Origin of the sequence: Ectopseudomonas composti, assembly GCF_900115475.1 — a bacterium.
GTDB classification, from domain to species: domain Bacteria; phylum Pseudomonadota; class Gammaproteobacteria; order Pseudomonadales; family Pseudomonadaceae; genus Aquipseudomonas; species Aquipseudomonas composti.
The window spans coordinates 140660-167311 of sequence record NZ_FOWP01000004.1 but is presented as its reverse complement, the minus strand read 5'-3'; the positions used below and the strand labels follow the sequence as shown (position 1 = coordinate 167311).

The window sequence follows — 26652 nt, the reverse complement described above, 5'->3', positions numbered from 1 at the left end:
TTTTATCGATGTGTGCGGCGGCTCAACGCGGCATATAAAACGCCACAAAAAGCCCCCGCCAGGTGGTATTCGAAGGAAACCCCAGCGCGCGGCAGCAGGCCAAAGAACCAACCACCGTAGAGGAAGAACACCAGCACGGCGAGCAACAGGTCAAGCAGGCTGCGCTCGAACCAGGCCCTTGCCAACAACAGTCCCCAGAAGCCGAACAACCAGCCACTGGCGCCGACATGCAGGCCGGTGCGGCCAAACAGCCAGACCAGCACGCCACTGCCGATGATGATGAAGGCACTGGCGAAGAAGAAATCGCGGCGCGAACGCAGCAGCACCAGGCTGCCGAGTACCAACAGGCCACTGAGGTTGCTCAGTAGATGCGCCCAGCTGCCATGCAGCCAGGGCGCAAAAAGAATGCCGGGCAGCGCCTCGATATGCCGAGGCACCAGTCCCCAGACATTCAAGGCGCCTCCGAGGGCGCCATTGACCAGTTGCACCAGCAGCATCACGCCGCTGATCACCAGCAGCGGACGCAGCTCGGCGAACCAACCTCGTCTCACGGCGCCTCGTTATCCGAGACGTCACTGCGCTGCTCCTGCCCAAGCAACGTGCCAAGGTCGCGCAGTTGGGTGGAGATTTCCAGCATGCGATTGTGGGTACGCAAGTCGATATCGATCTTCTTGTCCATCGCCTTGATCAGCGGCAGGAAGCTGTTCTCCAGGCTATCGGCCAGGTTCTCGAGCAATTTTTGCGTGCCCGACTGCGGCGGCGCAACCACCTCCACCTGCGGACGCAGCTTGCCGAGGTTGTCCAGCCCGGCCAGCAGTTGCTCCCAAGGAATACTCGGCGACTCAACGGCCGGCTTGCCCGCGCCCAGACCACGCACGCTCTCCACCAGATCATTGAGCTGCGCAACCATGCGGCCACCGACATCGCTGTCGCTGCCACCCATGGCCTTGTTGCGCATAAAGTCACGCTTGATCTGTGCCCAGCGCTCGACCTGTTCGGGCGTCTGGTTGCCACGCAGCTCGGCGAGCTTGAGCAGGTTTTCCTCAGCACCGGTAGTGAGCAGTTGCGACTCGCCCTGGTAGTGATCGGCGATCAGTTGCAGTAGCTCGGCGTCGTTCATCACCGCGCTGATCTTCTCGGCCATCTTGTTCATGTTGCGGTAGCTGCCCTGCAGCTTGAACGGCGGCTCGGTGCGGTAGCTGTCGGCCTGCGCAGCGCTGACGATGTACTGCTGGTTGACCCGACCGACCACGTCACGCACCTGCATCAAACGCTGCAGGGTAGAACTGATCTCGTTGATCTCGGCAGTGCTGTAGGTGTGGCTCAGCTCGTTGGCCGAGAACGGCTTGCCCTCGGCCTTGGCGACGAAACGGTAGACGTCGGCCATGTCGCGAGTGGCCAGCGGCGCCAGCACCGGGTTGGAAGTCAGGCTGTTCTCGATGTAGGACAGCGCGAAGGCTTCCTGCATGCCACCCAGGGTATCACCGAGGTTGTAGATGTCGGCCCGGTTGGCGAGCATATCGGGGATCTTGAACACATCGCCGGACTCGGTGTACGGGTTGCCGCTCATCACCACGCAGAACTTCTTGCCACGCATGTCGTAGGTCTTGGTCTTGCCCTTCCACACGCCTTCGATGCGCCGTGTGCCGTCGCACAGCGAGATGAATTTCTGCAGAAATTCCGGGTGGGTGTGCTGGATGTCATCGACATAGAGCATCACGTTGTTGCCCATTTCCAGCGCCAGGTTAAGTTTCTCCAGTTCCTGGCGCGAGGTAGCGTCCGGCGCCTGCGCCGGGTCGATGGAACGCACCTCGTGGCCGAGCGCCGGGCCGTTGATCTTCATGAAGATCAGCCCCAGGCGATGCGCCACGTATTCCATCAGCGTGGTCTTGCCGTAGCCGGGCGGCGAAATCAGCATCAACAGGCCCATCAGGTCGGTGCGCTTGTTCTCGCCGGCGGTGCCCATCTGCTTGGCCAGGTTATCGCCGATGAAACCCAGGTACACGTCGTTGATCAGCTTGTTACGCACGAAGGACGACAGCGGCCGTGGCTTGAACTCGCTCAGGCGCAGGGCCTGGCGCTCGCGGTTGATGACCTCCTGGCGCAGCGTCTGGTAGCGCTGCAACTGCGGTACGAAGTCGTCCAGATGCTGCTGCAGGCGAGCAAAGTAATCGTCGATGGCCAGCACCAGGGCGCCGTCCTGCACACGCGGATGGTCGCCGAGCAGGCCGCTGACGGTGAAACGTAGGTCGACCTCGGTGAAGCGGCGCGGGAAGTCGTCGTCCAGCAGACTGATGGCGATCGCCTCGGGCACATAGTCGGCCAGCTCGGCCATGGCGGCGTCCTGCGCGCACAGGCCTTCGAGCCAGGTCTGCGCCAGCGACCAGCGCTGCACCGGCCGGCCGCGCAGGTTGTCCAAGGCAGCGCGGTAGTCGTCCCAGACATGACTGGCCTGCATACGCTGCTGCAGGGTGTCGAGCAGTTGCCGGGCGTACTTGCTGAAGGTGAACTCGATGGGCTTGGCCGCCAGCTCCTCGACCAGGTAGGCCGCGGCTGCCTGGCGCTGCGCCGCAGTCACCGCCAACGGGTGCTGAGCGAGGAAGCGCTGCATGGCTACTGCGATCTCTTCCTGCAGGCGCTGCACGCCGCCTTCACTGCCGAACATCTGCCGCAGGTGCAGGCTGCTGCGCGCACGCTCCGGCCACAGCTCGGCCTCGATATCCTGCCCCCAGCGGTTCCAGAACAACGCGGCAAAGCCCCGCGCGGCTGGCGCGTAACGCAGCAGCCCAGCACTTTCGCGCAGCGGCAGCAGTTGGATCAGGATCAGCGCGGCATCGTGGTCATGAATACCCTTCTCGTAGGCATCCTTGTAGCGCGGCGCGGCAAAGTCGCGGATCAAGCGGGTCAGGTCATCCGGCTGCGCCAGATGGGTCTTGAGCAGATCCAGGGTCAACCCTTCACGCCCACCCAGTGCGGCGTCCAGCACCAGCCCGGCGAGGTATTCTGCGCGATACAGCGCAGGCGATTCGGACTCCAGCGACACCTGCCAGTAGTCGCGCAAGCCCTCCAGGATCTCATCGCGCAGCGGTTCGAGAAAGTCGGTACCGGTCAGGTGCAGATACAGGCCGTCGCCGCGCGGCATCAGGGTCAGATCGAGTTCCTGGGTGTTAACGCTGAAACGGTGGCGCGGGCCGAGCTTGATGACGTTGCCGCCCTCTTCGAACAGCTCGCTCTTGTCACGCAGGGCGCGCACCGCCTGGTCACGGGCAGCCTTCAAACGCGCCTCGACATCGTCGGCCTTGACGCTGTCCTTGAGCTCGCGCAGGCGTTCGGCCATTTCGCGCAGCTTGAGAATCAGCGGGTCGGCGGCGAAGAAGGCGTTGAGTTCCTCCATCTGGGTCAGGCGCGCGGTGCGCCGGCTCAGGCTGTCGAGGATGCGCTGGGCAGCATCGAGCACACCCTGAGCGCGCCGCTGACGCTCGTCGAGCAGGCTCTGCTTGTGTGCCTCGAAGGTTTCCAGCAGTTCTTCGCGCTTGCCGAGGATGTCGCTGAGGAACTGCTCCTGGTCGCCGAACTGGCTTTCCAGCTCTTCGAGCTGCACCAGCAGGCGCGACGACTGCTCGTCGCACTTCTCCGGGTCCTGGGCCAGCGCCAGGGCGTTGGTGATGCCCTGGCTGAACAGTTTGAACTGGGCGCCGAACTGCGCCACGGTCTCGGCCGAACCCAGGCCCTTGCGCCGCTGCTCGGCACGCGCTTTGGCCTGGTTGAGCCGAGCGTAGACTTCGGAAATCGACTCGACGATGCGCGTGCGCTGGGTGGCATCGTCGATCTTCAGCGAGGCCATCAGGCTCGACAGCATATCGAGGTTGCCGGCCATCTCCTGCATCTCGACCAGCGGCTCATTCAGTTGGGTGACGGTCTCGGCCTTCTGCGCCAGGCCGTCCAGTTCGCTCAGGCGCTGCACGTAGGGCTGCAGCGCGGCGTCGCTGGCGAGGAAGGCGGAGGTGGCCGTGGCCACGCGCTCCTGGGCTTCGAGCAGCTCGGTTTCCATGGCGTCGATACGCGCCACGTCGATGTAGCGGTAGTCGCGGATGGTCAGCAACTGGCCGCGCTGCGCGGTGATGGCGTTGAGCGCCTCGACGAAGTGCTGCACCTCATCCCAGCTGTCCACCAGCAGGCCCGAGAGCAGGCTCTTCTGCCGCGACTCGGCCTCGGCCATGGCCCGGCTGGACTGCTGGCGAATGCTCTCGACCTTCTCGAACTCATCCAATACCAACTCGGAAGTGGCCGCCACTTCACGCAGCAGCGGCGCCAGCTCGGCGCATTGGGCGTCGCCCAGCCAGTGGTAGACGTCGAACAGGCGGCGGGTGTTCTGACACAGCTGGGTGTAGCGTTCCACCGACACTTCACGACTGTCGATCTCACGGCTGAGGTTGAGCAGATCGGATACGCCGCGCACCAGTTCGGCGTTGCCAATACGCCCGAAGAAACCGCTGCGCGCCGGTTGGCGGGCGGCGTAATCCTCGCTCTCGAACGGCGTCTGCCAGATCTGCATCGGGTGGATGCGGGTCGGCTCGCTGCCCTCGGCGGAGAAGATCACCATGCGCCCGTCTTCCAGGCGTGCGTAGCCGTGGCCGAAGATCGGGTTGTGCAACTGGCGGTTGATCATGTTGTAAGTGAACAGCGCCGCGCGGCCTTCTTCCGGGTGATAGAAGATGTACTGCACGTCCTCGCCGTTGGGCGAGCGCACCGAGCGCTTGAAGCGCATACCGACCATCGATTGTTCGAAGGTCTTGTGCTCGCCGTTCTGCAGGTAATAACCACCGGGAAAGATGATGCCGTGGTCTTCCGGCAGCTGTACGCAGGCCAGGCCGATGGCATCGATACGCTCGACCTGGCGGGTCAGGCTGTTGAATACCAGGTAACGCCACTGCTCTTCGCGGTACGGCAGCACCTTGAGCAGGATCAGGCTGCCCAGGCGGGCGTATTCGATCTGTGCGTCGTCCAGCGACTGGGTCTTGTCGACCACCGCTTCGCGGTAGATACCCTGGCCGTCCTGGGTGTTGTTCTCGACCTTGATGGTCAGGTCGCCACCGACGGTTTCGATGAACACGGTGTCGAGGATGTTGACGTGCGGATGGCGGCCCATGACCACCATCTCGCGGGTAGTCTTCTGCCATTCGAAGTCGAACGGCGCCGGCAGCGCGATATCGCGCTCACCGCGGTTATCGATGTAGCGGACATCCTTGCCGTCGGTGGAGATCGACCAACGGAACACGCGGATGTCGGTGATTCGCTCACCGATCTGGAAGCTCGCCAGCAGCTTGCCGTCACGAATGGCCAGTTGCAGCAGGCGGGTGTTCTTGTAGTAGGTATACAGCTCGTTGAAGTCTGCGACGAAGCTGGCCTGGGCCAGGAAGCTGCCGTTCAGCGGTACCGGCTCGGCGTCGTAGCCTTCGGCGTTTTCCACCAGTCGGTAGAGGGAGAACACGTCGGCGACGTGGGTTTCCTTCTTCAGGCCGATGAACACGTTGTAGCCGAACAGCAGGCACTCGCCGACCTGGACGATATCGCGGGCGATGCAGTTGTTCTCGGTGCGGATGCGCACCCGCCCGATGGCCTCCATCGCGCTACTGCCAAACTCGGCCAGACGCTGACCATTGAGCGCTTCGGTCAAACTGCGCAGGCGCTGGCCCTGCTCCTGCAGGCGCCTGTGCAGCACCTCGTAGGCGCCACCTTCGGCGACGGCCTTGTCCAATACGTCCTGTGTGTGTGCGTCCGACATCGTAGTCATCCTGAATCTGCTGCGTCTAAAGCGCCCCTCTGGAGAAGGGCTGGCAGGTTGGGCTGGGCGGCATCCGCGCAGGGGCCGGGTGGCTCTCCGCTTTGGCTCACCATTCAAGGCCAACTTGGTGGGCTGAAGCCCACCCTACAAGCAGGGAGCGTTCGCAGGGTGAGCAAGCGCAGCCAGCTGCTATGCGCCGATCTTCTTCTCGACGATGGCGATCTTGTCGCGCAGCGCCGAGTCAATCTCTTCGGGGCGCACCTGGGCGATGATCTTGCGCAGCACCCGCACCTCGTTATCGTCGATCACACCATCGCGCTCGGCGATTTCCAGCAAGCTCTTGAGCTCCTGCGCGTCCAGGCGCCCGTCTTTGCTGAAGCACTGGATCGAACGGAAGGTCATCTCCAGATAATCTCTTGGCTCTGACATCACGTATTCCCTGTTTGGTCGAAAGTAGGTGGTCATGTAGCGGCGTGGCTGAAGTCACTACCACTCTGCAATGGTGGGCTGAAGCCCACCCTACAGACAGGGCGCTCAGGCCTGCTCCGGGCCTGTGCTCGGTGCGACGACCGGTGCGGCCGGTGCGGCCTTGCCAGCCAGCAGGCGCGACAGTACGTCCTGCACCACCGGGCTCTTGCCGACCACACCTTCGATGGCCTTGCCCACCGATAGCGACTTGGCGAAAGAGTTGAAGAAGTCGCCTTCGCCGCCGACGATCTCGATCTTCGCCTTGGCCAGCGCGGTGGCCAGCACCTCGGCCTGATCCTTGGCGATTTCCTTGTTGGCGGCGATGGCAGCCATGGCTTCCTCGAAGCTCTTCTCCAGCTGCATGCGGAACTCTTCGTGCTGGCGAGCATTGTCGCTGAGCGCGTCGAGAGCACCGAACTTCTTGCCCAGACCTTCGGCTTCGGCGTTCAGACGCTCCAGCAGCACCTGCGCCTCGGCCATGCCCAGGTCCTGGGTGGCCTTGGCCTTGGCAGTGCCGAGTTGCTCTTCGCCGCGCGCCTGGGCGCCGAGTTTCTCTTCCAGCACCTTGGCGTCGGCCAGGCCGTCTTTTTCCTTGGCAGCCGCTTGCGCTTCGGTGACACGTGCCAGCGCCAGACCTTTTTCCTGCTCGCCCTTGGCTTCGGCGATCAGGCGCTCGGCCTGCACGCGGGCCTCGGCCAGCCCTTCCTTCTCCTTGGCGGCAGCGGTGACTTCACGCACACGTGCATCGGCCAGGCCTGGTGCGGCGCGCTCGGCTTCGATCCCTTCGGCCATTTTCTTCTTGGCCTCGGCGCTCTTGGCCGCCGCTTCCAGCTCGGCCTGGGCCAGGTTGTTGATTTCCACAGCCTTGTGCTTGGAGCGGGTTTCGTCGGCTTCGGCCTGCTTGACCTGGCGCACCAGTTCCTGCTCGGCTTCGGCTTGCGCATTGAGCACGGTGACCTGCTTCATGCGCTCGGCCTCGGACACTTCACGCACTTCCTTGATGCGTTCTTCTTCCTGAGCCACGGTCTTCTCGACCGCGACGCGCTCGCGAATCACGCCAGCGATATTCTTGCGCTCTTCCTCCAGCGCCTTTTCCTTCTCGATGCGCTGCAACTCGACTTCGCGCTCGCGGGAGACCACTTCCAGGTCCTTGGCACGGGTGACTTTTTCCACCTCGATGACCACGGCACGCTGGCGGTTCTGCTGAGCCACTTCCACTTCGCGCTGGTGATTCTCGGCGCGGATGTCCAGCTCCTGCTGAGTCTGGATACGCGCCTGCTCGGCCTTCAGACGCTCTTCCTCGCGCACCTTCAGGGTTTCCGCTTCCTCACGGGCCTGAATAGTCTCGATCTCGCGTTTCTGGCGAGCCTCGGCATCGGCCTGCTGACGCTCCAGCGACAGGGTCGCCTCGCGGGTCTCGACGTTCTTCTTCTTGATCGCCAGCTCTTCGTTACGCTCCAGTTCGTTGGTGATGACGTTCTGTGCGGCAGTCAGCTCGGTGATTTTGCGGATACCTTCAGCATCGAGGATGTTGCTCGGATCCAGGGACGCCTTTGAGGTCTGCTCCAGATAGTCGATGGCCACATCTTCGAGCACATAACCATTGAGATCGTTGCCAATCACCTCGACGATACGATCACGGAAGTCTTGGCGATTCTCGAACAGCTGAACGAAATCGAATTGCTTGCCGACGGTCTTCAGTGCTTCGGAGAACTTGGCGTTGAACAGCTCGTTCACCGCGGCGCGATCGGAGGCACGCTCCACACCGATGGCCTTGGCGACCTTGAGCACGTCTTCCTGGGTCTCGTTGACGCGCAGGTAGAAGGCCACGGTGATGTCGGCACGCATGTTGTCGCGGCAGATCAGCCCGTCCTTGGCACGGCGGTCGACCTCCAGGGTGATCAGGGAGATCTTCATGAACTCCTTGAGGTGAATCACCGGGTACACCAGAGATCCGGTGAAGTGCACCTTGGGCGTCGAGCTCATGTCGTTGACGATCAGCGCAGTGCCTTGCGGAACCTTGATATAGAAGGCCTTGAACAGGGCGATCAGGGCGATCACGAAGAGGACGACCAGCCCCGCTCCGATGATGAAGGGAATAACGTTTTCCATTACAGCTCTACTCCTTTACTAATTGTGCAGGCAGGTTCGGCATACCCTGCCAGCCCTCTGTTACGTACGATTGGTTGGCTAAACGCCGCGGAACTCTTCTTCGGTAATCACTCGATAGGCATGCTCGGCTGCCAGATACTCCAGAAGCACCACGCGGTCACCACGCTTGAATCCAGCTGCTTCGGCGGCACGTACCCGCAGGATCAAACCCGCGCCGCCATCCTCCAATACAGCCTCGCCATGACTGTCGGTAACGCGACCACTGCGCACCACCGCCACTTGCCCCAGCACCGATTTGCTGCTGATCGCCTCGACCTTGTGAAACAGCGGGCGCAGCGGTCGGCAAATCGCCGCACACAGCGGTGCAGCCAGCACGAAGGCGCCAGCGATGACCACCAGCCCCAGCGGGTAGCGCAGAATGCCCAGCGGCAGGTGACGCAGCAGCCACAGCTCGATGAAATAGCAGGCGAACCAAGCAAAGAAGAACAGCAGCGTCAGCACCAGGGTAACCGGCACACCATCGAGCTTGAGCTTGTAGAGCAGGCCGGCGAGGCCTTCGGTCTGGCCACTGCCTTCCATCATGGAGTCGGCTTCGACGTCGAGCAGGTCGACCTCGAGCAGGCCAGCTGCGACGACCAGCCAATAGATGACCGCCACACACAGCAGAAAGCTGTAGATGGCAGTGGGGAATGACAGCGAAGTCTGCAGGAAGAGTTCCATTTTTTCCTTTCCCGAATCAGGGAAACGGGGCGCGAACGCCCCGTGTCTTTCACACCAGGATCAAGCCTTGGATTTGTCCTTCAAGCGCGCCAGCACGCTGTCGGCACTGGCGTTATCAGCCTTGATACCGGCTGCGCGCAGCTTGGCTTCCAACGAATCGTCTGGTGCGCTGGTGGCAGCCAGTTCAGCCGAGGCCTCCATCTTCGCCGCGCGCTCGGCCTGCTTCTGCTTGATCCGCTCGAGCGACTCGACCGCCGTCTGTAGCTTGGCCTGGGAGCCACCGTAGCGCTGGGCCACGGCCATCTGCGCCTTCTGCACGCTTTCGGTGGCCTTGACCGTATCCACCTGCTGCTTGAGGCGCTTGATATTGCCCTCGGCCTGGGTCACGGCCTTGCGCAGTTGCGCCACGCTGGCGGCGAAGCCTTCGGCCTGCTCGCGCTCACTGGCCTGCTCGATTTCCAGATTGGCGATCTTCTCGGCCACTTCCTTGGCCAGGGTTTCGTTGCCGGCTTCCAGCGCCTTCAGCGCGTACTGTTCGTACTCGCCGATGCTCGCTGCACTTTTGTTGACCTTGTCGCTGGCCAGTTTCTGCTTGGCCATGATCTCGGCCAGCGCTTCCTTGGACTTGCGCAGCTCGACATCGGCGTCGCGGATTTCCTGATCGAGGATGCGCAGGGCCTGGCTATCGACTACCGCTTCACCCACTTCGTTGGCGCCGCCACGCAGCGCCGTCAGCATTTTGCTCCAGACATTCATCGTCTTATCTCCTCTCAGGCGCTGGTCTTGAGAAAGCCTTCATAGGCTTCGGTGGCCTTGATCACGTTGTCCGCCAGCAGCTCGATCTCGAACACTACGTCAGACAAGGTCGAGGACGAACTCAGCGCACCGAACATGGTGTAGCAGTCACGCCCGTCGACCATTTTTTCCAGGCCGATGGACGACAGCGGGAACAGCTTGTGGGTGCGCAACACTTCTTCGTTGAAAGCCGCAATATCCTTGACGTCCGCCGCCGGCCAGAGCAGCGCTTCGACGATGATCTGCTCGCCGAATACGGCGATGAACAGCGGCAGGTCACCGTATTCACGCATGGTGATGTGCAGGCTGGCGTCGGCGCCTTGAATCAGCTCGATGCCGGCCTGCCCGCTTTGGAACAGTTCCGTTGCCGCCAGCGCTTCATGCAACGCTTGGGCGGTCCAAACTTGAGGCATGCTCATACCCTCCTCCTTCTCCATCGAAGCCAGCAGTGACTGTGGCTGGCGCAGTTTGCGCTCGAACGCGACCAAAAGCGGTGCATGCTCGGGCAATATCCAGACTTCCTTCTTGACCAACCCCTGCTCACGCAGACGCTGACGATAAAGACGCTGGTAATGGGCTGATGATTTGTTGTCCATGAATCGCAGCCTAGACCCTTACATGTGAGCATGTAAAGTAATCACATGTGATAAATGTGATGCCGTTCGTCAGATGAACACGCAGGCGCAATCCTCAGCGCAAAACAGCCGAAGAACAGCCGAAGAACAGATAGGGATGGAAAGAAAAGAGGCAGGCACCCAGGCTCGTCCTTGATTCGGCCAAACGCATCCATTCGCGAAGTGTCGAATTAAACCTCAGGCGCCTTCGCTGCGCACGGAAAAAAACGCTAACCGGGTCGCACTTATGACCCCGCTCAGCCAGCCCAGGAGACAGGTAGCGCCATGAACGAACTTCCACCTGCCGTGCGCCAGCTTGTGCATGCCAATCAACGCCAGGCAGCCATCGACCTGCTGAGCGAATACCTCGGAGATGACCAGAAGGAAGCCGAACACCGCATCGACCAGTACCTGGAGGACAACCCGCCCGTGCACCTGCGCGGCGCCGCCATCCTTCGCGCCAGCCGCCTCAATGCCCTGATCTGGCTGGTACTGATCATACTGATGGCGCTACTGGCGCTGATCTTCACCCTCTAAACCAGGCACAAACGAAACCGGCGCCACTGGGGCGCCGGTTTCGTCGAAGCGGATACCTCAGAGCGGCTTGCCGCGATTGCCATGAGCCGCGACGAACTGCTGTACGGCCTTCAGGTCGTTGGCCAGTACCGTGCAGCGCTCTTCGCGCTGGAACAGATCAGTCAGATGCGCCGGCAACGCCGGAACGGCGTCGATACCGGCCTTTTCCACCGCCTCGGGGAACTTCACCGGATGCGCGGTACCCAGCACCACCATCGGCGTCGACAGGCTGCGACGGCACTCACGCGCGGCACGCACGCCGATTGCGGTATGCGGGTCGAGCAGCTCGCCGCACTCCTCGTACACCTCGGTAATGGTTTCACAGGTCTGTTCGTCATTCACCGCCAGCGAGTCGAACAGCTTGCGCGCCTCGACCCAGCGATCTTCGTCGACACTGAAACCGCCACCCTGCTTGAAGCTGTCCATCAGACTGGCGATGGCGGCGCCATTGCGGCCATGCAGGTCGAACAGCAGGCGCTCGAAGTTGGACGAAACCATGATGTCCATCGACGGCGACAGCGTCGCGTGCAAGGTCTCTTTGACGTACTGATTGCCGCTCATGAAGCGGTGCAGGATGTCATTGCGGTTGGTGGCGACGATCAGCTGGCTGACCGGCAGGCCCATGTTGCGCGCCAGGTAGCCGGCGAAAATGTCGCCAAAGTTACCGGTCGGCACCGAGAAAGCGATGGAACGCGCCGGCGCGCCGAGCTGCAGCGCAGCGTGGAAGTAGTAGACGATCTGGGCCATGATCCGCGCCCAGTTGATCGAGTTGACTGCCACCAGACGCGTGCCCTTGAGGAAGCCTTGGTCGGCGAAGCTGGCCTTGACCATCTCCTGGCAGTCATCGAAGTTACCTTCGATGGCGATGTTGTGGATGTTCTCACCGAGGATGGTGGTCATCTGCCGGCGCTGCACCTCGGACACGCGGTTGTGCGGGTGCATGATGAAGATGTCGACGTTGTCGCAGGCCTTGCAGCCTTCGATGGCCGCCGAGCCGGTATCACCAGAGGTGGCGCCCATGATCACCACGCGCTCGCCGCGCTTGGCCAGCACGTGATCGAGCAGGCGACCGAGCAGTTGCAGGGCGAAATCCTTGAACGCCAGGGTCGGGCCGTGGAACAGCTCCAGCACCCACTCGTTGCCGTTGAGCTGGCGCAGCGGCGCGACAGCGTTGTGCTCGAATACACTGTAGGTTTCTTCGAGGATCTTCTTGAAATCGGCGTCAGCGATGGAGCCGGCAACGAACGGGCGCATCACCCGGAAAGCCAGCTCGTGGTACGGCAGGCCCGCCCAGGAAGCGATTTCCTCGACGGTGAAGCGCGGCAGATTTTCCGGCACGTAGAGGCCGCCATCGCTGGCCAGGCCAGCCAGCAGCACATCTTCGAAATTCAGGGCCGGCGCCTGGCCGCGGGTACTGATATAGCGCATGGGATAAACCTTCGTTCGACTGCACCCGCAAGCCTGCGCCTACGGGTGGACACGGGATTAGTTGAGCTGTTCGACGCGCAGACGCATGACCGGCGAGGTCACGCCATCCAGCGCTTCCATGGCGGCGATGGCCTCGATGATACGCGCCTCGACCACGCGATGGGTCACGAGGATCATCGGCACCAAGCCGTCCTGCTCCTCGACTTCCTTCTGCATGATCGACTCGATGTTGATGCCGCGCTCGGAGAGGATGCTCGCCACTTGCGCCAGTACGCCCGGATGATCCTTGGCCTGGATGCGCAGGTAGTAGGCGCTCTCGCACTCTTCGATGGGCAGGATCGGATGATCGGACAGCGAATCCGGCTGGAAGGCCAGGTGCGGTACGCGGTTGGTCGGATCGGTGGTCAGCGCACGCACCACGTCCACCAGGTCGGCCACCACCGCCGAAGCAGTTGGCTCCATGCCGGCGCCAGCGCCGTAGTACAGGGTGCTGCCAACCGCATCGCCATTGACCATCACCGCGTTCATTACGCCGTTGACGTTGGCGATCAGGCGATCGGCCGGAATCAGCGTCGGGTGCACGCGCAGCTCGATACCCGCCTCGGTGCGGCGAGCCACACCCAGATGCTTGATGCGATAGCCCAGCGCCTCGGCGTAGTTCACGTCAGCGGTGGTCAGCTTGGTGATGCCTTCGGTGTAGGCCTTGTCGAACTGCAGCGGGATGCCGAAAGCGATGGACGCCAGGATGGTCAGCTTGTGCGCCGCGTCGATACCCTCAACGTCGAAGGTCGGATCGGCCTCAGCATAACCCAGTGCCTGCGCTTCCTTGAGCACGTCCTCGAAAGCACGACCCTTCTCGCGCATTTCGGTGAGGATGAAGTTGCCGGTGCCATTGATGATGCCCGCCAGCCAGTTGATACGGTTGGCCGACAGGCCTTCACGGATCGCCTTGATCACCGGAATACCGCCAGCCACGGCGGCTTCGAACGCGACGATCACGCCCTTCTCGCGCGCCTTGGCGAAAATCTCGTTACCGTGCACGGCGATCAGCGCTTTGTTGGCAGTGACGACATGCTTGCCATTTTCGATGGCCTTGAGTACCAGCTCCTTGGCCAGGGTATAGCCGCCGATCAGCTCGATGACGATGTCGATCTCAGGGTTGTTGACCAGTTCGAACACATCGCTGGTCATGGCAATGCCGGTGGTGTCGTACTGCGGCTTGGGCGAACGAATGGCGATCTGGGCAATCTCGATGCCGCGACCGGCGCGCCGAGTAATCTCCTCGGCATTACGCTTGAGTACATTCAAAGTACCGCCACCGACGGTGCCCAACCCACAGATGCCCACTTTGACCGGCTTCACACTCAATTCCCCATCCGCACTGCACGAAACGGCCGGAGCATGCCCCGGCCGCAGATAAAGAGCCGCACCTTACGAAGCGGCTGTTTGTTAGTCAATCCACGGTGCACAGAACCTATTCACGACCTCGCGAGCTAGAGCTATGCAAGGCAAAAACAGGCGAGGAAGCGCAGTTTACGAATTGTAAATGAGCATTCCGAGCCTGTTTTTAACGCAGCAGAGCCGACGCGCAGCAGGTCGTGGATAGGTTCTTAGTTCGACTCCAGCGCAATCTTGGCCAGCTGCGGCGCCGGCTGGTAACCCGGAATCATCTTGCCGTTGGCCAGGACAATGGCCGGCGTGCCGTTGACCCCGATCATCTGGCCGAGCTGGTACTGCTTGGCCACCGGGTTATCACAGGTCGCCTCAGCTACGCTCTGGCGGGTCTTGGCGCGATTCATCGCTTCCTGCTGATCCTTGGCGCACCAGACGCTGACCAGCTCCTTGGCCGCCGGGCTGTTCATGCCCTGACGCGGGAAGGCGACATAACGCACTTCGACGCCCAGCCGGTTGAGCTCCGGCACTTCGCTGTGCAGCTTCTGGCAGTAGCCACAGTCGGTGTCGGTGAACACGGTGATATGGGTCTTCGGCGCCTTCGGCGCGAACACCACCATTTCCTTGGCCGGAATAGCGTTGATCTGTTGAGCCACCGCGCGGCTTTCTTCGATCTCGGTCAGGTTCACGGCCTTGCCGTCCTTGACTTGGAATAGATAGCCCTGGATCAGGAACTGACCATCGGCGCTGGTGTAGAGCTGACGCCCCCCCTCCAGCTGCACCTGGTAAATACCGGTCATCGGACTCTCGGCAATGGCCTCGATCGGCAGGTTGGCGTCGAGCGATTTGAGCGACTGACGAATGACCTGATCGGGGTCGGCAGCCAGAGCGACGCTACTGCCCAGCGCGACCGCCAGAGCAAGGGAAATACGGGTCAGGGACATGAACACTCCTGTCGAACGACGGACCAGTGAAAATCGCCACAGCCTACCATAAATAGCGGCCGCTCCGCGGCCTTCCGATGACCCTCTCCCATTCATGGGAGAGGGTGCCCGAAGGGCGGGAGAGGGGGTACGACCGGCAGCTCAACCGCGCGGGTGGTGCTGCGCATGCAGCTCCTGCAGGCGCGCGCGCGCGATGTGGGTATAGATTTGCGTGGTAGACAGGTCACTGTGTCCAAGCAGCATCTGCACCACGCGCAGGTCAGCGCCATGATTGAGCAGATGTGTGGCAAAAGCATGGCGCAGCGTGTGCGGCGACAACGCCTTGCTGATACCCGCAACCTGCGCCTGGTGCTTGATGCGGTGCCAGAAGGTCTGTCGGGTCATCTGCTCGCCGCGCAGACTGGGAAACAGCACATCGCTGGGTTTGCCGCCCAGCAGCAATGGGCGCGCCTCGCGCATGTAGCGCTCGATCCAGGCGATGGCCTCTTCACCCAACGGCACCAGACGCTCCTTGCTGCCCTTGCCGAACACGCGCAGCACGCCCTGACGCAGATTGACCTGCTCCAGCGTCAGACCGACCAGCTCACTGACCCGCAAACCACAGGCGTAAAGCACCTCGAGCATGGCGCGATCACGCAGGCCGATAGGGTCATCCAGGTCCGGCGCCTGCAGCAGCGCTTCGACATCCGCTTCGGACAACGACTTGGGCAATGGCCGACCGATTTGCGGCAGTTCGATCTGCAGTGTCGGGTCTTCGTTGATCAGCGTTTCACGCAGCAGAAAACGGTAGAAGCCACGCAACCCCGAGAGAAAACGCGCAGTGGAGCGCGCCTGATAGCCCTGCTCGAGCCGCCAGGCCAGGTGATCGAGAATGGCATCACGAGCGATATGCTGCAGTGCCAAGTTGCGCGCGTCGAGCCAAGCGTTGAAGTGCTCCAGATCACTGCGATAGGCGGCCTGAGTGTGGGCCGAGAGCCCCTTTTCCAACCACAGGGCTTCGAGGAAGCGCTCGATCAGAGGATGAGTTAACGTTGCCATCGAAGGTCCATGACGAAATATGCACGCCAGTGTTCCACAGCCCCACCGCGATAGGGAGATCCAATGAGCGAAACACATATCCTGCTAAGCCTGGGCGGCATCGGTCTGCTGGCCCTGGCCAGTCAATGGCTGGCCTGGCGCCTGCGCCTGCCAGCCATCCTGTTTCTGCTGTTCGGCGGCATTCTTGCCGGCCCGCTGCTGGGCATGCTCGATCCGCAGGAACTGTTCGGCCCACTGCTGTTTCCGTTCATTTCCCTTGCCGTGGCACTGATCCTGTTCGAAGGCAGCCTGACCCTGCACCTGTCGGAATGGCGCGAAATCGGCAAGGTGGTGCAGCGCCTGGTGACCATCGGCGCACTGCTCACCTGGGCAGTCATCACCATCGCCAGTCATTACCTGTTGGGTTTCTCCTGGGACCTGGCACTGCTGTTCGGCACACTCACCCTAGTCACCGGCCCCACCGTGATCGCCCCCATGCTGCGCGTGGTCCGACCCACCTCGTCAGTGGCGAACATCCTGCGCTGGGAAGGCATCGTCATCGATCCCATCGGCGCCCTGCTCGCCGTGGTGACCTTCGCCTTCATCGTCAGCTACGCAGAAGGCAACGCCTTGAGCGAGAGCCTGAGCACCTTCGCCGCGGTAATCGCCTGTGGCAGCCTGCTGGGCGCAGGCGCAGGCTGGGCCTTCGGTATCGTCCTGCGGCGGCGCTGGTTGCCGGAGTACCTGCACAACTTCGCCTCCCTCGCGGCGGTACTGGGCGTGTTCATCGCAGCCAACCTGATGGTGCATGAGTCCGGCCTGCTCGCCGTGACGGTGATGGGCATGTGGCTGGCCAACATGCGCGGCGTGGATATCAGGCCGATTCTGCACTTCAAGGAGAACCTCAGCGTACTGCTGATCTCCGGTCTGTTCATCATTCTCGCCGCCCGCCTCGACCTGCAGGCGTTGCTGGCACTGGGCCCGGCAACGCTAGCCTTGCTCGCGGTCATCCAGCTGATCGCACGCCCACTGAATATCGCCGTCTGCACCTTGGGTTCCAGCCTCAACTGGCGTGAGCGCGCCCTTCTGGCCTGGATCGCACCCCGCGGTATCGTCGCTGCCGCGGTCTCGGCGATCTTCGCCTTGCGCCTGGAGCAACAGGGCAATGAACAGGCTCAGCTGCTGGTGCCGCTCACCTTTCTGGTCATCATTGGCACCGTGGTTTTGCAGAGCGCGACCGCGCGCCCATTGGCGCGCCTGCTCAAGGTTGCCGAACCCTCCCCCAGCGGCTTTCTGATCGTCGGTGCGAACCCGGTTGCGCGAGCGGTAGGCAAAGCCATCCAGGGTCTGGGCAGCCAGGTCCTGCTGACCGACTCCAGCTGGGAGAATATTCGTGCGGCGCGCATGTCCGGCCTGCCCACCTACTTCGGCAACCCGACCTCGCAACATGCCGAGGCGCACCTGGATCTGGTTGGCCTGGGCCACCTGCTGGCACTGGCGCCCTCGGCAGAACTCAACGCGCTGGCCTGCATGCATTTTCGTCACGACTTCCCCGGCAACCGGCGCTTTACCTTACCCACCAGCGCCGACGGGCGACGCAGCGACAAACACCGCAGTAGTGACGAGGTGCGCGGGCTGCCGCTGGGCGGCCAGCCCTTGAGCTATCCACAGTTCGCCAGCCGCCTGGCACGTGGTGACGAAGTGCGCAGCACCACCCTGACCCAGGCCTTCGACTGGAACGCCTACAACGCCCGCTACGGCAAACGCGCCACACTGCTGCTGGCACGTGCGCCGAATGGCTGGCTGCATGTCGCCACGCAACCCCTGACCCTCACCCCCGGAAACGGCTGGACCTTGATGGCACTAATCGAAACAGAAGAAACAACGGCCGAGGCCACTGTGCAGGAAGAACCCGCAGCCACATGAAGGCCCGAGCGGCCAGCCTATCTTTGGCTGGGTGACAGGCGGACCGGGCGGGACGATGATTCCACCATGCCATCACCCTCCTGGTAGCCTTTCATGTCCCAACACGTCAACTCGCGACTCGGCCAGATTCTGATCAACAAGGGACTGATCACTTCCACGCAGCTGGATGCTGCCATCCAGGTACAGCTCACCAGCCACAAGCGCCTCGGCGAAGTGTTGGTGGAACAAGGGCTGCTGACCCAGAAACAACTGAGCAAGGCGCTGAAGAAGCAGAGCAACCTACGCCTGGCTGCCACACTGGTGGCGGCGCTGATGACGCCATTTCAAATGGCCAGCGCCGACATCCAGCGACTGCAACCGCCCAGCACCATCAGCCAGGATGAAACACCGCGCGGCATGCAGTCGCTGAGCGACAACGAAATGAGCTCAGTCAGCGCGCAGGGTCTCGACGATGCCCTGCAAGGCTTGCTGCTGCGCGCGGAAAGCGGCGACGGCCTCGGCACGGTCAAGCAACTGGCCAAGCTGGTGATGCCGGTACTCGACAACCTGGATGCCGAAACCAGCCTGCGCGATGTGCGCTACGACACCGGCAAGCTGCGCTCGACGCTGAACAGCGACGGCTCGTTCAACGTCAACCTGCCCAGCTCCATCGGCGAACTGCGCTTCGACAATATCCGCGTCAAGGATGCCCCCACCAGCCAGAGCGTCGGCAGCCTGAGCCTGCACAACATCGACCTGTCACAGGCCAGCCTGAAAATCAGCCTGCTTCCTTGAACGCTTACTGAGCGAAGCCCGGCAATACCGGCACGGGCTTTTGCTGTTCGTCGACGGCGACGAAGCTGAAACTGCCACTGATCGCCCGCTCGCGCCCCTCCTGATACAGCCCCTCGACGAATACCTCGACCTCCACCTTGAGGCTGGTGTTGCCGACCTTGATCACCCGGCCGACCAACTCGACGATGGAGCCCGCCGGTATCGCATGCTTGAAATCGATGCGATCACTGGACACCGTCACCAAGGGCAAACGACAGAAGCGCGTGGCGGCGATGAACGACACTTCGTCCATCCAGGCCAGCGCCGTGCCACCGAACAGCGTGTTGTGATGATTGGTAGTCGGCGGAAACACCGCCTTGGTCACCCGGGTTTCCGACAACGCGGTGCGTCGCTGAATCTCTTGCTCTCTTGGGGTCATGCCACTGCCATTGATGATTACTGGAGGCCAGAAACGACAAAAGCAGCCCGTAGGCTGCTTTTGTCAGAGAAGCGTCCGAACTTAGGACAGCTTTTCCTTGATGCGTGCGGCTTTGCCGGACAGATCGCGGAGGTAGTACAGCTTGGCTTTGCGTACGTCACCGCGACGCTTGACGCTCAGGCTGTCGACCAGCGGCGAGTAGGTCTGGAAAGTACGCTCAACGCCAACACCGCTGGAGATCTTGCGCACGGTGAAAGCGCTGTTCAGGCCGCGGTTACGCTTGGCGATAACAACGCCTTCGAAAGCCTGCAGACGCTGACGGTCGCCTTCCTTTACTTTCACTTGAACGACTACGGTGTCACCCGGGGCGAAAGTCGGGATTTCTTTGTTCATCTGCTCAGCTTCGAGCATCTGGATAATCTTGTTGGTCATGCTGCGCTCCTAAGACAAGCCTCCCGGCCCATCATCGATACGTTAACTATCGTCCCGCTGGCGGATGTATTCCTCCAGCAGCTTTTTCTCTTCTCCAGAAAGCGAGCGGCTATCCAGAAGATCAGCGCGACGTTGCCAGGTCCGACCAAGGGACTGCTGCAAACGCCAGCGCCGGATGTGTTCGTGGTTGCCGCTAAGCAACACCTCAGGAACACGTTTATCCGCATACACCTCCGGGCGGGTGTAGTGCGGGCAGTCGAGCAAGCCATCCGTAAAGGAGTCCTCCTCGGCCGAATCGGCATGACCCAATGCACCAGGCAAAAGGCGCGTCACCGCGTCGATCAGCACCATGGCCGGCAGCTCACCGCCGGACAGGACGTAGTCGCCAATCGACCATTCCTCATCGACATGCGCTTCGATGAAACGCTCGTCGATGCCTTCATAACGACCAGCGATCAGGATCAGTGCATCCTCCTGCGCCAGCTCGCGGACCGCCGCCTGATTCAGACGTCGACCCTGCGGCGACAGGTAAATCACCTTCGCCGTCTCTCCCGCGACCTGCTTGGCACTGGCCAAGGCGTCCTCAAGAGGCTTGATCTTCATCACCATCCCCGGACCACCGCCGAAAGGGCGATCATCCACCGTATGGTGTCGATCCGTCGTGTAGTCCCGCGGATTCCAGCACGTGAGCTTGAGCAGCTCCTGCTTGACCGCACGACTGGTGATGCCGTACTCGCCGATGGCGGCAAACATTTCCGGGAACAGGGTGATGACTTCTACGCGCATGAGCCTTAGAAATCCGCATCCCAGTCGACCCGCATCTCGCCGGCTGCCAGGTCGATCGAAAGCACGCATTGCTCCGTGTAGGGCAACAGACGCTCGCGATCATCCAGACTGCCCGCGCAGGGCTTGACCACCATCACATCGTTGGCACCGGTTTCGAACAAGTGGTCGATCACACCGAGCAACTGCTCTGCCTGATCAATGACCTTCAAGCCCTGCAACTGGTACCAGTAGAATTCACCATCTTGCAGCTCTGGCAGCTCGCTACGCGGCACACAGATCTCGAAACCGGCGTAGGTACGCGCAATTTCGCGATCATCCAGACCTTTCAACTTGGCTACCAGCACCTTGCCTTGCAGGCGGCCGCTGGCCAATTCCACTTTCTTTACCTCACCGTCACGCTTGAGCGTCCAGTTTTGGTAATCGAGCACGTTATCGATGGGATCGGTAAAGGAGTACACCTTCACTTCACCCTTGACGCCGTGCACCGAAACAATCTTGCCAAGGACAATCAAATCCTCGGCGACGGCCGGCGTCGTACTCATAAAGATGCTTAGGCAGCAGCCTTGGCAGCTTCCTTGAGCAGCTGAGCAACGCGCTCAGACGGCTGCGCGCCCTGGCTCAGCCAGTAAGCAGCACGCTCTTGGTTGACGGACAGCTTGACTTCAGCACCCGCGGCGATCGGGTTGAAGAAACCGATACGCTCTACGAAGCGACCGTCGCGCGCATTGCGGCTGTTGGTCACGGTCAGGTGGTAGAAGGGGCGCTTTTTGGAGCCGCCACGAGCGAGACGAATAGTTACCATGAGAACATCGTTCCTGTAGTCGGTGCTAACTTGAGGCACACATCAAAAATGGGCCTAGGCCCGAAAGGCCGCATATTTTAAGGATTATGCGGCGGTTTGCAAATCTCTTTTTCCACCAGGCCATCGACCGGGGCGCAGACCTCAGAATTTCGGCATTCCGCCGCCGCCCGGAAGCATGCCACCCATACCGCGCATCATCTTGGCCATGCCGCCCTTGGCGGTGAATTTCTTCATCATTTTCTGCATCTGCTTGTGCTGTTTGATCAGCCGGCCGATGTCCTGCACCTGGGTGCCGGAGCCCAATGCGATGCGGCGCTTGCGCGAGCCGCTGATGATGTCCGGGTCACGGCGCTCGGCAGGCGTCATCGAGTTGATGATCGCCTCCATCTGCTTGAACTGCTTCTCGGCTGCGCCCTGAGCGTTGCCCATCTGCGACAGGTTGACACCACCGATGGACGGCAGTTTGTCCATCAACCCGCCAAGACCACCCATGTTCTTCATCTGCAGCAACTGGTCACGGAAGTCTTCGAGGTCGAAGCCCTTGCCCTTCTTCAGCTTCTTGGTGAGCTTCTCGGCCTTCTCGCGATCGAGGGTCTGCTCGGCCTGCTCGATCAGGCTGAGCACGTCGCCCATGCCAAGGATGCGCGACGCGATACGGTCCGGGTGGAAGGGCTCGAGTGCATCGCTCTTCTCGCCCATACCGATGAACTTGATCGGCTTGCCGGTGATATGGCGCACCGACAACGCGGCACCGCCACGCGCATCACCGTCGACCTTGGTCAGCACCACACCGGTCAGCGGCAGCGCCTCACCAAAGGCCTTGGCGGTGTTGGCGGCGTCCTGGCCGGTCATGGCGTCGACCACGAACAGCGTCTCGACCGGCTTGACCGCTGCGTGCAGCGCCTGGATCTCGGCCATCATCTCGGTATCCACGGCCAGACGGCCGGCGGTATCGAGAATGACCACGTCGATGAACTTCAGCTTGGCTTCGCGGATCGCCGCATTGGCGATATCCACCGGCTTCTGGCTGGCATCGGAGGGGAAGAAGGTAACACCCAGATCGCCAGCCAGGGTTTCCAGCTGCTTGATTGCGGCCGGACGGTAGACGTCGGCCGACACCAGCAACACCGACTTCTTCTTGCGCTCCTTGAGGAACTTGGCCAGCTTGCCGGCGGTGGTGGTCTTACCCGCCCCCTGCAGACCCGCCATGAGCACCACGGCAGGCGGCACGGCATTGAGCGCCAGATCTTCGTTGGCCGCGCCCATCAGCTCTTCCAGCTCGGCACGGACGATCTTCACGAAAGCCTGGCCCGGCGTCAGGCTCTTGGAGACCTCGGTACCAACGGCACGATCCTTGACCTTGCCGACGAAGTCCTTGACCACCGGCAGGGCCACGTCGGCCTCGAGCAGGGCCATGCGCACTTCGCGCAGCGTATCCTTGATGTTGTCTTCGGTCAGCTTGGCCTTGCCCGTGACGTTACGCAGCGTCTGGGACAGGCGATCGGTAAGATTTTCGAACATGCGCGTTCCTTTGAATAGGTGCGACCCGGCGCGCCGGGTGTGCGACAGGCGGCGGATTATAGCGAAGTCGCCCGGCTGCCGACACCGCCGGCAGTCTTTCGTGCTGACGCCCTTCTGTGCCACACTCAGCGCCTTTCGGGCTCGCCTTACACGGATTTATGCACCCTCTGCTGCCCAGCCTCGCCGCCGCCCTCCTCTATGCCGGCGCCGCCGCTTACCAAGGTCTGCGCCTGACACAGCGCAGCATCGCTGACAAACGCCTGCTGGCGTTACTCGGTGTGCTCGCCTTGAGCCTGCACGGCATCAGCCTGTTCTATCAGCTGTATGACGTGCACGGCCTCAATCTGGACTTCTTCAATGCGGCCAGCCTGATCGCCTGGGCGGTCATTGGCCTGATCCTGCTGGCCTGCCTGCGCATCCCGGTGGAGAACCTGCTGCTACTGCTCTTCCCGCTCGGCACGCTGACCGTGCTGGCAGCGGAGTTCATGCCCAGCGGCACCATCAACCCGATCGATGAGCACCCCGGCATCCTCGCTCACATTCTGTTCTCGATCATGGCTTACGGCATGCTCACCATCGCCGTGTTCCAATCGATCCTGCTGCTGTTGCAGGACCATCAGCTCAAGCACAAGCACCCATCCGGGCTGATCCGCAACTTCCCGCCGCTGCAGACCATGGAAAGCCTGCTGTTCGGCTTCCTGTTCGCGGGCTGGTTGCTGCTGTCGTTGTCGCTGCTGTCAGGCGCGCTGTACATCGACGACCTGTTCGCCCAGCACCTGGCGCACAAGACCATCCTCTCCTGCTTCGCCTGGGTGGTTTTCGCCGTTCTGCTGTGGGGCCGTCACCAGCTTGGCTGGCGCGGTCACAAGGCCATTCGCTGGACCCTCGCCGGGTTCTGCCTGCTGATGCTGGCCTATTTCGGCAGCAAGCTGGTTCGCGAATTCATCCTGCACATCTGAGGCAGACGCCGTGAACGACATTCATTCGGGCTATCTGCTCGGCTTGCTGGTCTTCCTCATTCTTTGCTCGGCGTTCTTCTCCAGCTCCGAGACCGGCATGCTCAGCCTCAATCGCTACCGGCTCAAGCATCTGGCCAAGGAAGGGCATAGCGGCGCCAAACGCGTCACCCGCCTGCTCGACCGCCCGGACCGCCTGCTCGGCACCATCTTGGTCGGCAACAACGTGGTCAACATTCTCGCCGCCTCCATCGCCACGGTGCTGGCGGTGAATCTCTGGGGCGAAGCCGGCATCGCCATCGCCACTGCAGGCCTGACCATCGTCGTGCTGATCTTCGGCGAAATAACGCCAAAGACCCTGGCTGCCCTGCGCCCCGAGCTGGTCGCATTTCCCGCCAGCCGAGTGCTCATCCTGCTGCTGCGGATACTCTATCCGGTGGTCTGGCTGACCAGCGCGATCAGCAATGGCTTACTGCGCCTGCTGGGCGTCGACACGGCACAGCGCGCCAGCGACAGCCTGTCCACCGAGGAACTACGCAGCGTAGTGCGCGAGTCAGGTTCGGAGCTGCCGATGAATCGCCAAAGCATGCTGCTGGGCATCCTCGATCTGGAGCGAGTCACGGTCGACGACATCATGATCCCGCGCAACGAAGTGACCGGTATCGATCTCGACGACGACCTGGAAATCATCATCGGCCAGCTACGCAGCACCTCACACACGCGCCTGCCGGTGTTCCGTGGCGACATCAACCAGATCGAAGGCGTGGTGCACATGCGCCAGATCGCCCGCCTGCTGAGCCACAACCAGCTCACCAAGGACAGCTTGCTGGCAGCCTGCAACGAGCCTTATTTCATTCCGGAAAACACGCCCCTGGCGACTCAGCTGATCAACTTCCAGAAGCAGAAGCGGCGCATCGGTATCGTCGTCGACGAGTACGGCGACGTGATCGGCATCGTCACCCTGGAAGACATCCTCGAAGAGATCGTCGGCGACTTCAGCAATCAGGACAGCCTGCGCAGCCCCGACATCCACCCACAGGAAGATGGCACGCAGGTCATCGACGGCGCCGCCTACATTCGCGAGGTGAACAAGACGCTCGGCTGGCACCTGCCTAGCGACGGCCCCAAGACCCTTAGCGGCCTGATCACCGAAGCACTGGAAACTATTCCGGACAGCAGCGTATGCCTGAAGATCGGCCCCTATCGCCTGGAGATTCTCCAGGCAGCGGAAAACCGGGTGAAGAGCGTTCGCGTGTGGCAGGTGGAAAAGCTCAAAGTGGATACTGCCGCAACGGAGTGACACGCTCGGCCAGACCTTCGGCCCAGCGCCGATAGCCTGATGCCGACGGGTGATAGCCATCCTCGGCCAGATAATGCGCCTCGAACGGCAGATCCAGCGCACAGTGCAGTGCACCTAGGCGCTGCGCCAGCCCCCGCAACTCGCGATCCAGCAAACTGGCCCGCCAGCCCATCAACTGCCGCAACAACCAGGGCAAAGCGCTGAAATGCTGCAACGGCGGCACGGCACTGAACGCCACGCGACAGCCCCGCTCGCCCAGCGCATCGGCCATCCCGGCCAGAGACTGCAGCCAACGCCTGCTCGCGGTGAGATGGGTGGTGTCATTGACGCCAAACACCAGCAGGGCCAGGTCTGCCGACTCCGCCAATACCCGCGGCAGCAGACGCTCCTGGGCCTGAGGCGCGGTGATGCCATTCTCGCCGCAGGCGCGCCAGCGTACCGGCCGCCCCAGGCGCTCGGCCATAGCTACAGCCAGGCAACTCGCCAACGACTGATCGAAGTGGGCGACCCCGACGCCTGCCACGGTCGACTCACCGATCAGCAGCAGGCGCAGTGGCTCACCCGGCAAATGCGCAGCGGCGATGCCGCTCGGCTCACCCTGCGCAACCGGCAGACGCAATGCCGTGCGCCGGGTATGCAGGGCCAGAGGCAGCGCCAATGGCAGCAGCGGCACAGCCACCAACCACCACAGCGCATGCCGACTCACAGCTGGACGCGAACCGCCTGCGCGCTGCGTAGCGCCTTGGCACGCGCCGCCTCGATGGATTCGTCACGCGCCAGCGCCACGCCCATGCGGCGCTGGCCTTTGACTTCAGGCTTGCCGAACAGCCGCAGCGCGGTGTCTTCCTCGCTCAGCGCGGCGCCGAGGTTGGCGAAACTGGCCTGCTGCGAATTGCCCTCCACCAGAATCACCGCCGAAGCCGACGGCCCCATCTGACGGATCACTGGAATCGGCAGGCCAAGGATGGCGCGCGCATGCAGGGCGAACTCGGAAAGCTCCTGGGAGATCAGCGTCACCAGGCCCGTATCGTGCGGGCGCGGCGAGACTTCGCTGAACCACACCTGATCGCCCTTGACGAACAACTCCACACCGAACAGACCACGACCACCAAGTGCCTCGGTCACCGCCAGCGCCACGCGCTCGGACTCGGCCAGCGCCTTCGGGCTCATGGCTTGCGGCTGCCAGGACTCCTGGTAGTCGCCATTCTCCTGGCGATGGCCAATCGGCGCGCAGAAGCTGGTGCCAGCGACATGACGCACGGTGAGCAAGGTAATTTCGTAGTCGAAGTCGATGAACCCCTCGACGATCACCCGGCCCTTGCCGGCACGACCACCTTCCTGGGCATAGTCCCAGGCACGCTGCAGGTCGGCATCGCTTTTGAGCACGCTCTGGCCCTTGCCGGAGGAGCTCATGATCGGCTTGACCACGCAGGGGTAGCCAACCGATTTCACCGCTGCGCTGTAGTCCTCGAAGGTGTCGGAGAAATGGTACGGCGAGGTCGGCAGGCCCAGCTCTTCGGCCGCCAGACGACGAATGCCTTCGCGGTTCATGGTCAGCTGTGCAGCACGCGCGGTCGGCACCACGTTGAAGCCTTCGGCTTCCAGCTCGACCAGGGTGGCGGTGGCGATAGCCTCGATCTCGGGCACGATGTAGTGCGGTTGTTCCTTCTCGATCACTGCGCGCAGGGCTGCGCCATCGAGCATGTCGATGACATGACTGCGGTGTGCCACCTGCATGGCCGGCGCATTGGCATAGCGATCGACACCGATGACTTCACAGCCCAGGCGTTGCAGCTCGATCACCACTTCCTTGCCAAGTTCGCCGCAGCCACACAGCAGTACACGGGTCGCGGAAGACGACAGAGGGGTTCCAATACGGGGCATGA

At 62.1% G+C, this 26652-nt stretch carries 24 protein-coding genes; 5 read left to right on the top strand and 19 right to left on the bottom strand.

Annotation, left to right across the window (positions count from 1 at the left end):
* Positions 1-2: 2 nt before the first annotated feature.
* The 7 genes from BM059_RS09235 to bacA all read right to left on the bottom strand — a co-directional run bounded on the left by BM059_RS09235 (position 3) and on the right by bacA (position 10476).
* Positions 3-551, bottom strand: a complete 549-nt coding sequence (locus BM059_RS09235; RefSeq protein ID WP_037003077.1) for a rhomboid family intramembrane serine protease — start codon at positions 549-551, stop codon at positions 3-5.
* Complete coding sequence (locus tag BM059_RS09230; protein WP_074938153.1) at positions 548-5785, bottom strand: DNA repair ATPase; 5238 nt, start codon at positions 5783-5785, stop codon at positions 548-550. Before BM059_RS09230 ends, BM059_RS09235 begins: the two co-directional genes overlap by 4 nt.
* A gap of 189 nt (positions 5786-5974) precedes the next feature.
* Positions 5975-6214 (bottom strand): hypothetical protein, encoded by a 240-nt coding sequence (locus BM059_RS09225; RefSeq protein ID WP_074938151.1) that lies wholly within the window; start codon positions 6212-6214, stop codon positions 5975-5977.
* Between the two features lie 105 nt (positions 6215-6319).
* Positions 6320-8365 carry a flotillin family protein gene (locus tag BM059_RS09220; protein WP_037003073.1) on the bottom strand — a complete coding sequence of 682 codons (2046 nt, stop codon included), beginning with the start codon at positions 8363-8365 and terminating at the stop codon, positions 6320-6322.
* A gap of 78 nt (positions 8366-8443) precedes the next feature.
* The gene (locus BM059_RS09215; RefSeq protein WP_037003071.1) at positions 8444-9085 is read right to left on the bottom strand and encodes an OB-fold-containig protein; all 642 of its coding nucleotides are present in this window, start codon (positions 9083-9085) and stop codon (positions 8444-8446) included.
* A gap of 60 nt (positions 9086-9145) precedes the next feature.
* Positions 9146-9841, bottom strand: coding sequence for a PspA/IM30 family protein (locus tag BM059_RS09210; RefSeq protein WP_037003069.1), 696 nt, complete (start codon positions 9839-9841; stop codon positions 9146-9148).
* A 14-nt stretch (positions 9842-9855) separates the two neighbouring features.
* A complete protein-coding gene (gene bacA / locus BM059_RS09205; RefSeq protein WP_037003067.1) occupies positions 9856-10476 on the bottom strand; it encodes a biofilm formation regulator BacA in 621 nt (206 codons plus the stop codon).
* Positions 10477-10779: 303 nt separating this feature from the next.
* Between bacA and BM059_RS09200 the strand changes: the two genes are divergently transcribed.
* Positions 10780-11031, top strand: coding sequence for a hypothetical protein (locus BM059_RS09200; protein WP_074938150.1), 252 nt, complete (start codon positions 10780-10782; stop codon positions 11029-11031).
* A 57-nt stretch (positions 11032-11088) separates the two neighbouring features.
* Here the strand turns inward: BM059_RS09200 and thrC are convergent, their stop codons facing one another.
* The 4 genes from thrC to xerD form a co-directional block, all read right to left on the bottom strand.
* Entirely contained in the window at positions 11089-12498 is a 1410-nt protein-coding gene (gene thrC / locus BM059_RS09195) for a threonine synthase (protein WP_074938148.1), read from the bottom strand.
* A 57-nt stretch (positions 12499-12555) separates the two neighbouring features.
* The gene (locus tag BM059_RS09190) at positions 12556-13860 is read right to left on the bottom strand and encodes a homoserine dehydrogenase (protein WP_037003062.1); all 1305 of its coding nucleotides are present in this window, start codon (positions 13858-13860) and stop codon (positions 12556-12558) included.
* 248 nt (positions 13861-14108) lie between these two features.
* Positions 14109-14834 (bottom strand): thioredoxin fold domain-containing protein, encoded by a 726-nt coding sequence (locus tag BM059_RS09185; RefSeq protein ID WP_074938146.1) that lies wholly within the window; start codon positions 14832-14834, stop codon positions 14109-14111.
* Between the two features lie 141 nt (positions 14835-14975).
* A complete protein-coding gene (gene xerD, locus BM059_RS09180; RefSeq protein WP_074938145.1) occupies positions 14976-15872 on the bottom strand; it encodes a site-specific tyrosine recombinase XerD in 897 nt (298 codons plus the stop codon).
* A 63-nt stretch (positions 15873-15935) separates the two neighbouring features.
* Between xerD and BM059_RS09175 the strand changes: the two genes are divergently transcribed.
* Positions 15936-17777 carry a cation:proton antiporter gene (locus tag BM059_RS09175; protein WP_074938143.1) on the top strand — a complete coding sequence of 614 codons (1842 nt, stop codon included), beginning with the start codon at positions 15936-15938 and terminating at the stop codon, positions 17775-17777.
* Between the two features lie 93 nt (positions 17778-17870).
* Complete coding sequence (locus BM059_RS09170; RefSeq protein WP_074938142.1) at positions 17871-18551, top strand: cyclic di-GMP-binding domain-containing protein, MshE-related; 681 nt, start codon at positions 17871-17873, stop codon at positions 18549-18551.
* A 4-nt stretch (positions 18552-18555) separates the two neighbouring features.
* Here BM059_RS09170 and BM059_RS09165 read toward each other — a convergent pair whose 3' ends face one another.
* From BM059_RS09165 to ffh, 6 genes are all read right to left on the bottom strand, one after another.
* Positions 18556-18969 carry an acyl-CoA thioesterase gene (locus tag BM059_RS09165; RefSeq protein WP_037003057.1) on the bottom strand — a complete coding sequence of 138 codons (414 nt, stop codon included), beginning with the start codon at positions 18967-18969 and terminating at the stop codon, positions 18556-18558.
* A gap of 81 nt (positions 18970-19050) precedes the next feature.
* Positions 19051-19401 carry a 50S ribosomal protein L19 gene (gene rplS / locus BM059_RS09160; protein WP_003246155.1) on the bottom strand — a complete coding sequence of 117 codons (351 nt, stop codon included), beginning with the start codon at positions 19399-19401 and terminating at the stop codon, positions 19051-19053.
* Between the two features lie 42 nt (positions 19402-19443).
* The gene (gene trmD / locus BM059_RS09155; RefSeq protein WP_037003055.1) at positions 19444-20187 is read right to left on the bottom strand and encodes a tRNA (guanosine(37)-N1)-methyltransferase TrmD; all 744 of its coding nucleotides are present in this window, start codon (positions 20185-20187) and stop codon (positions 19444-19446) included.
* 5 nt (positions 20188-20192) lie between these two features.
* Positions 20193-20729, bottom strand: coding sequence for a ribosome maturation factor RimM (gene rimM, locus BM059_RS09150; RefSeq protein ID WP_037003053.1), 537 nt, complete (start codon positions 20727-20729; stop codon positions 20193-20195).
* 8 nt (positions 20730-20737) lie between these two features.
* On the bottom strand, positions 20738-20989 hold the full coding sequence (gene rpsP / locus BM059_RS09145) for a 30S ribosomal protein S16 (RefSeq protein WP_037003051.1): 252 nt from the start codon (positions 20987-20989) through the stop codon (positions 20738-20740).
* A 141-nt stretch (positions 20990-21130) separates the two neighbouring features.
* Positions 21131-22510, bottom strand: coding sequence for a signal recognition particle protein (gene ffh, locus BM059_RS09140; RefSeq protein ID WP_074938140.1), 1380 nt, complete (start codon positions 22508-22510; stop codon positions 21131-21133).
* Between the two features lie 158 nt (positions 22511-22668).
* Here ffh and BM059_RS09135 point away from each other — a divergent pair, with 158 nt between their 5' ends.
* Together BM059_RS09135 and BM059_RS09130 are read left to right on the top strand one after the other, a co-directional pair.
* Positions 22669-23469 carry a cytochrome C assembly family protein gene (locus BM059_RS09135; protein ID WP_037003049.1) on the top strand — a complete coding sequence of 267 codons (801 nt, stop codon included), beginning with the start codon at positions 22669-22671 and terminating at the stop codon, positions 23467-23469.
* Positions 23470-23479: 10 nt separating this feature from the next.
* Positions 23480-24766 (top strand): HlyC/CorC family transporter, encoded by a 1287-nt coding sequence (locus BM059_RS09130; RefSeq protein ID WP_037003048.1) that lies wholly within the window; start codon positions 23480-23482, stop codon positions 24764-24766.
* Here BM059_RS09130 and BM059_RS09125 read toward each other — a convergent pair.
* On the bottom strand, positions 24738-25472 hold the full coding sequence (locus BM059_RS09125) for an SGNH/GDSL hydrolase family protein (protein ID WP_074938138.1): 735 nt from the start codon (positions 25470-25472) through the stop codon (positions 24738-24740). The two genes, BM059_RS09130 and BM059_RS09125, sit on opposite strands and share 29 nt — an antisense overlap.
* A complete protein-coding gene (gene purT / locus BM059_RS09120; RefSeq protein ID WP_074938136.1) occupies positions 25469-26650 on the bottom strand; it encodes a formate-dependent phosphoribosylglycinamide formyltransferase in 1182 nt (393 codons plus the stop codon). Before purT ends, BM059_RS09125 begins: the two co-directional genes overlap by 4 nt.
* Positions 26651-26652: the final 2 nt, after the last annotated feature.